The organism is Streptomyces sp. CLV115 (genome assembly GCF_038448545.1).
Classification (GTDB): domain Bacteria; phylum Actinomycetota; class Actinomycetes; order Streptomycetales; family Streptomycetaceae; genus Streptomyces; species Streptomyces sanglieri.
Genome location: NZ_JBCEWQ010000260.1, coordinates 1 through 6559 on the forward strand (window position 1 = coordinate 1; position 6559 = coordinate 6559).

General features: G+C 72.3%; 6 protein-coding genes. All 6 read right to left on the reverse strand.

The window, feature by feature from the left end; genetic code table 11:
• On the reverse strand, nt 1-1117 hold a 1117-nt coding region (locus AADR41_RS40540; protein ID WP_342287335.1), incomplete at its 3' end, for an ABC transporter ATP-binding protein.
• On the reverse strand, nt 1114-1941 hold the full coding sequence (locus AADR41_RS40545) for an ABC transporter ATP-binding protein (RefSeq protein WP_446751199.1): 828 nt from the start codon (nt 1939-1941) through the stop codon (nt 1114-1116). The genes AADR41_RS40540 and AADR41_RS40545, both read right to left, overlap by 4 nt.
• A 70-nt stretch (nt 1942-2011) precedes the next feature.
• Nucleotides 2012-3091 carry a FecCD family ABC transporter permease gene (locus AADR41_RS40550; RefSeq protein ID WP_342287337.1) on the reverse strand — a complete coding sequence of 360 codons (1080 nt, stop codon included), beginning with the start codon at nt 3089-3091 and terminating at the stop codon, nt 2012-2014.
• On the reverse strand, nt 3088-4170 hold the full coding sequence (locus AADR41_RS40555) for a FecCD family ABC transporter permease (protein ID WP_342287338.1): 1083 nt from the start codon (nt 4168-4170) through the stop codon (nt 3088-3090). The genes AADR41_RS40550 and AADR41_RS40555 overlap by 4 nt, the downstream gene beginning before the upstream one ends.
• Before the next feature lie 45 nt (nt 4171-4215).
• The gene (locus AADR41_RS40560) at nt 4216-5304 is read right to left on the reverse strand and encodes an iron-siderophore ABC transporter substrate-binding protein (RefSeq protein ID WP_342287339.1); all 1089 of its coding nucleotides are present in this window, start codon (nt 5302-5304) and stop codon (nt 4216-4218) included.
• Nucleotides 5305-5600: 296 nt separating this feature from the next.
• Entirely contained in the window at nt 5601-6452 is an 852-nt protein-coding gene (locus tag AADR41_RS40565; RefSeq protein WP_342287340.1) for a helix-turn-helix domain-containing protein, read from the reverse strand.
• Nucleotides 6453-6559 lie beyond the last annotated feature (107 nt).

A 6559-nucleotide genomic window follows, 5' to 3' on the forward strand; every position in this document is an offset into this window, starting at 1 on the left:
GGGCAGGGGCGGGGGTGCCGGCTTCGGCATCGGCTTCGGCTTCGGCTTCGGCTTCGGCGGTGGTCGCGGTGTCGACGGCGGCTTCGGCAGTGGTCGCGGTGCCGGCTTCGGCGGGGTCGATCAGCGGCGGTTCGTCCAGCAGAGCGCCCAGTCGCCGGGCGGAGGCGCGCTTGTGGATCCAGTTGGAGGCGAACGTACCGACGTGCGCCAGCGAGCCCTGGAGGAACTGGGCGAGTCCGAGGACGGTGACGAGTTGGCCGACGGTGATGGAGCCGTCGAGGGCGAGGAGTCCCGAGGCCGTCGCGAGTGCGGCCAGGAACACCCCGGACAGCAGCAGGCTGAGGTTGCCGTACGCCAGGACCGAGCGCGAGGCGGCCACGGCACCGCGCCTGGATTCCTCGCTGGCGGCCCGGTAGCGGCGGGCGGCCTCCGGCCGGGCGTTCATGCCCGCGACCACCCGGAGCCCGGTGATCATGTCGGTGGCCACCTCGCCGGCCCGTGCCGCCGAACTCTGCTCGGCCAGTCCCCGTGCCTCCAGCGGCATCGAGACCCGGCGCATCACGACGAGCACCAGTGCCGTGCCGGCGATGACGCCCAGGCCCAGGGGTACGGAGATCACCAGCAGCGCCGTCGACGCAGTGAGGATCGCGGTGACGGTCGAGGCCTGCTGCACGACGCTCCAGGAGACCCCGGCGACCCGGTAGGTGTCGGAGGAGACCAGGGAGAGCGCCTCCCCCGGGCCGGGCCGGCGGCGCAGGGATCGCGGATCCAGCAGCCGGGCCATCACGCGTTGCCGCAGCTCGTGCTCCCCGTGGCCGTAGACGCCCACCATGGCCGCCGACGCCCGCTGGTACGACAGGGACAGGGCGACGAAGACCAGGCCGAGCAGTCCGAGCCACCGGAGCAGGGCGGAACGGTCCGAGGGGGCCAGTGCCTGGTCGATGACGACGCCGATGAGGATCGGCACCAGCGCCTCGCACAGCTGGTGGACCATGAACGCGAGGGTGACGAGGGTGAGCCGGCCGCCGCGCCCGTCGCGCAGCAGCGCGATCCGGAACAGCGCCGGGACGGAGTTCGGCCCGTGCACACCGCTGCGGGCGGCCCCAGAACGGCTCACCGGGTGTCCCGCCGCCGGGCCAGGGGGACGACCATGGGCGTGCCGGTGACCGGGTCGGGCACGACCTGGCAGGGCAGGTCGAACACCTCCTTCACCAGGGCGGCGGTCACCACCTCCCGCGGGGCGCCCTCGGCGACGACCCGACCGTCGCGCATGGCGATGAGGTGGGTCGCGTAGCGGGCCGCGTGGTTCAGGTCGTGGAGTACGGCGACGAGGGTGTGCCCGGCGCGGTGCAGATCGGTGAACAGCTCCATCAGGTCGATCTGGTGGGCGATGTCGAGGAAGGTGGTCGGTTCGTCCAGCAGCAGGATCGGGGTCTGCTGGGCGAGGGCCATCGCCACCCAGACGCGTTGGCGCTGGCCGCCGGAGAGTTCGTCGACCGGTCTGCCGGACAGCTCCGTGACGGAGGTGGCCGCCATGGCGTCCAGTACGGCCTGCTCGTCCTGGGCGGTCCACTGGCGCATCGGCTTCTGGTGCGGGTGACGGCCCCGGGCGATCAGGTCGGCGACGGTGATCCCGTCGGGCGCCGACGATGTCTGCGGGAGCAGTCCGAGGGTCCTCGCCACTTCCCTGGAGCGGTACTCCGCGATGGACCGGCCGTCGAGGACGACCCTTCCCGCGCTGGGCTTCAGGAGCCGGGAGACGGCGCGCAGCAGGGTCGACTTGCCGCAGGCGTTGGGGCCGATGACAACAGTGAAGGACTTGTCCGGGATGCGGACGTCCAGGTGCTCCGAGACGGGCCGCCGGCCGTAGCCGATGGATGCGTCGAGCACCTCCAGCCGTGCCGGGACCGGGGTCCGGGTGCGGTGTGCGGTGATGGTCACGGGTACTCCTCGCGGATGGGCGGCGGGGGCGTCGGGGCGGTGCCGGTGCGGCGGGGGCGGGGGCGTGCGGTCATCGGCGCCGCCCCGCGTACTGGCGGGCGAGCAGCCAGGCCAGATAGGCCCCGCCGACGCACACCGTGACGACGCCCACGGGCAGGTCGACGCGCTGGGCGATGAAGTCGGCACTGGTCAGGACCGCGGCTCCGGTCAGCGCCGCCGGGGCGATCCGTACCGTGGTGGGGCTCCGTGTCAGCCGCTGGGCGATCTGCGGTGCGGCGAGCGCGACGAACGAGATCGGGCCGACGGCCGCCGTCACGAGCGCGGTGAGCGCGACCCCGACGAGGGTGGCGGCGAACCGTGCGCGCTGCGCGTCGACCCCGAGGGCCACGGCCGCGTCGTCGCCCATCTCCAGATGGACCAGGGGCCGTACCACCGCCGCCGAGCAGATCAACAGGAGGACGAAGACGATTGCCGTCGCCCGCAGTTGCTCGAAGCCGAGTCCGCTGAGGGAACCCGCTCCCCAGGTCGCCGCCAGCATCGCCTGTTGCGGGTTGACGGAGAGCAGCAGCATCGAGGTGAGGGAGCTGAGGAAGGCGCCGACGGCGATCCCGACGATGATGAGACGGAACGGGGCGAGCCCGTTGCGGTAGGCCAGCAGATAGACCAGGAGCGCGGTCCCCGCCCCGCCGATCAGTGAACCCGTCGCGACGGCCAGGTAGTTGGCGGTGCCGATCAGCAGCATGACGACGCTGGCGCCCGCGTACGAGCCGGAGGCGAAGCCGATCACGTCGGGGGAGCCCAGCGGGTTCTTGGTGAGGGACTGGAAGAGCGCGCCGCTGATGGCGAGCGCCGCTCCGCAGAGAATCGCGAACAGCAGCCGGGGCAGCCGCCAGGTGACGACCACCAGCCGGTCGCGGGGGTCCGCGTCCGGGTCGAACAGGGCGGACAGCACCTGGGCCGGGGTGAGCCGGATGGCCCCGGTGCCGAGGGTGAGGATGCCGAGGGCGGCCACGGTGACGGCCAGGACGGCGCAGACGAGGACGGAGCGCCGGTCGACGCGCAGCGCCGTCCCGGCCCGCCGCCAGGTCCAGACGGTCCGCCCGAAGTCGACCCGCTCCGGCGGCGCCGGCTTCGTGGTTCCGGTGGTCACAGGGTGCTCACCTTCCGGCGCCGGACGAGCGCGACGAGGACGGGTGCGCCGACGAGCGCGGTGACGAGGCCGACCCGCATCTCGCCGGAGGGCAGCACCACGCGTCCGACGATGTCGGCGGCCAGCAGGAAGGCGGGCGCGGCGACGACCGTGACGGGCAGGATCCAGCGCTGGTCGGGGCCGACGAACCAGCGCACGATGTGGGGCACCATCAGCCCGACGAACGAGATCGGCCCAGCCACGGCGACCGAGGTCCCGGCCAGCAGGGTGACGGCGACGACCAGCACCACGCGGGTCAGGGCGAGCCGGGTGCCCAGGGACCGGGCGAGGTCGTCGCCCAGCGCCAGGGTGTTGAGCGAGCCCGCGCTGCACAGCCCGAGCACGAGCCCGGCGCCGATCAGCGGCAGGGCGACGGGGAGGATGTCGAGGGACCGGCCGCCGATGGAGCCGACGCCCCAGAACCGCATGATGTCGAACGTGGTGGTGTTCTTGAGCGCCATGGCGGAGGTGAAGCCGCCGCACACGGCGGTGAACGCGACTCCCGCGAGGGTGAGTTTCACCGGGCTGCCCCGGTCGGCGCCGATGGAGCCGAGCGTGTAGACGAGCACGGTGAGCCCGAAGGCCCCCGCCAGCGCGAACCAGATGAACTGGTCGGCGCCGGTGCAGCCGAGCACGGCGACGGCGAACGTCACCGCGAGGCTCGCGCCCGCGTTGACGCCGAGGATGCCGGGATCGGCCAGGGGGTTACGGGTGAACGCCTGGATCAGCGCGCCGCTGAGGCCGAGGGCCGCGCCGACGACCAGCCCGATCACGGTGCGCGGCACCCGCAGTTCGCGCACCATCACGTGCTCGTCGGAGTCGTCGAAGTGGAACAGCGCGTCCCACACCGTGCCGGGGGCGATGGAGCGGGCGCCGACCATCACACTGAGGACGGCGGCCAGGAGCAGCAGCACGATCGCGGTCAGCAGGATCAGCGGGCGGGACCGGCTGCGCCCGGCCGTGCCCGCGCCGTCGGGCGGGCACGGCACATCGCGCTCCGTGCCGGTGGTGAGGTCACCCGTGGGTGAGGCGGTCGTCATCGTTGTCCTTGGGAGAGTGCGTCACCTGGGAAGCGGCGGACGGGGTCAGCCGGCCTCGCCGGTGCTGCCCCTGCCCGCGACGGCGTCGGCGAGCATCGGGACGTAGCGCTCCAGTGCCCAGGGGATGGAGAGCACCGACGGTCCGCTGGTGGCCATGCCCAGCGTCGCGTCCTGCACGAACGCGTAGTGCTTCCCGGCGATCGGCTTCCAGCGGGAGAACAGCGGGTCCTTGAGGCTGTAGGGGACCTCGGCCGTGCCGTTGGCCCAGCCGACGAAGATGTCGGCCTCAATCGTGTCGAGCTTCTCCAGGCTGACTCCGCCGTACCAGTTGGTGCCCTTCGCGGTGGACGCGATCGTCTTCATCGACGGGGTGTTCTTGAAGCCCATCTCGGTCAGCAGCCGGACGCGGGCGTCGTAGTTGAGATACAGACCGACGTCCGTCGCCCCGGGGGTGAGGGCGACTCCGTAGGTGAAGGTCTTGCCCTTGAACTCCGGATGCTCCACGCCGACCGCCGCCAGCCGGCCCTGGATGTCGGTGACGAGGCTCTCGGCCTTCTTCGTCTCGCCCATCGCCCTGCCAATGGTGCGGGTCATCTCCTGCCAGGTCCCGCCGTCCCACGGCTTCTTCAGGTAGGGAAGGGTGGGCGCGATCTCGGAGAGGCGCTTGTACTCGACGTCGGTGATACCGGAGTACAGCCCGACGATGAGGTCCGGCTTCAGGGAGAGGATCTTCTCGAAGTCCATCTCGCCCGCGTCACCGTATTTCAGCGTCTCGGGCAGCGGCCCGCCGAGCTTCTCGACCGTGCTGCGGAACCACGGGGTGTAGCCCTGCTTGTCGCCGCCCCACTGCTCGTCGACGCCGACCGGGACCGTGCCCAGCGCCGCGACCACGTCCAGCGACATCCAGCTGACCGCCACGATGCGCTTGGGCTTCGCCTTGATCGTCGTGGCCCCGTGGCCGTGCTTGATGCTCACGGGGAAGCTGCCCGAGGCCGCACCGGTCTTCGCCTTCGCCGAGTCCGGCTCGGATGTGCCGCTGCCGCAGCCCGCCAGCACGACGACGGCCGCGACCGCCAGCGCCACGAGGCGCGCCACGGCGCCCGGCCCGCGACCGGCCGGGATGGATCTGGACATGCTTCTCCTCGGATCTGTGCACGTCGCGGTGGTGCGACGGCGGGTGTACAGGGAGGGCGACCACGACGGGCCGGCACGCGTGCGGCCGGACCCACATCTCGACTTAGGTAACCCTCACCTGAATGAACGCTAGGGAACGGAGCCACCCTCAGGGGGCGCGGACCGGCCACGATGTGTCGAGATTCGGCCAGGCATCGGATCGCCGGCCACCGGCCGTCCCGGACGAGCGCACCTTGCGGGCATACGAAAAGGGCCCCCGCCGGGGCGGGGGCCCTTTCGCACGACCGGAGGCGGACTCAGTGACCGGCCTGCGCCGGAACCGTCCGCTCGCGCAGATACCCGGTCGGGCTGATCCCGGTCACCCGGCGGAAGGCGGCGGAGAACGCGCTCGTCGTGGAGTAGCCGCTGAGGTGCGCGACCAGGCTCACCGACCGGCCCTGCGCCAGCATCGTCGTCGCAGCGGACATCCGCACCAGCGAACGCCACCGCGCGAAGGACATGCCGACATCGCGGCCGAACGCCCGGCTGACGGTACGCACGCTCAGCGCGTGCCGTGCCGCCAGCGCCTCCAGCGAGAGCTCGCTCTCCGGATCGCGCATGACGTCGTCCGCCAGTGCCCGGATCCGCCCGTCCCCGGGGACGGGAACCTCGATGGCCGGCCGGGGATCCTCCTCCAGCAGCTCGATGACGACGCGCTGGGTCCGCAGCCGCAGATCGTCGGGCATCGAGGTGGCGTCGAGGTGGAGCAGCATCTCCTGGAGGGCGCGTCGCACCCGCAGCGGGCGCGGGGCGGTCCAGTGCGGCGGTATCGCCGCCCGGGTCACGTAGGTGTAGCAGCTGACCCCGCCGAGATCGCCCGTGGAGTCGTGCGGGGTGCCGGGCGGCAGCCACATCCCCTGGCCGGGTACGAGCCGGCGCACGGTGTTGGGGGTGTACAGCGTCAGCGAACCGTGGTGCGGCCAGACCAGGAGCCCGTCCCAGTGGGCGTGCACACCGGAGACGACCGGCGCCGCCGGCGGGGATCCGTCGAGGACGGCGGTGGTGAGCAGATAGGGGGCGGACACTTCGGCGCCGCCCGCCGAAGGCTCGGCCCATCGGAGCGCCGGGGGCGCTTCGCCGCGTTCGCGGCCCGGGACGGTAGCCAGCATGAACTTAGGCTACCCTAACTTGTCCGGAAGGCCCCTTGCCCGGCCCGGAATTCCACCCGCAAGACCCCTCGCCCACCCCCGGAATTCCACCCGCAAGACCCCTCGCC

What these genes read in the sequence shown, in the direction of transcription:
- AADR41_RS40555 (WP_342287338.1), bottom strand. Translation starts at nt 4,170, where the DNA reads ATGACGACCGCCTCACCCACGGGTGACCTCACCACCGGCACGGAGCGC.
- AADR41_RS40560 (WP_342287339.1), bottom strand. Translation starts at nt 5,304, where the DNA reads ATGTCCAGATCCATCCCGGCCGGTCGCGGGCCGGGCGCCGTGGCGCGC.
- AADR41_RS40565 (WP_342287340.1), bottom strand. Translation starts at nt 6,452, where the DNA reads ATGCTGGCTACCGTCCCGGGCCGCGAACGCGGCGAAGCGCCCCCGGCG.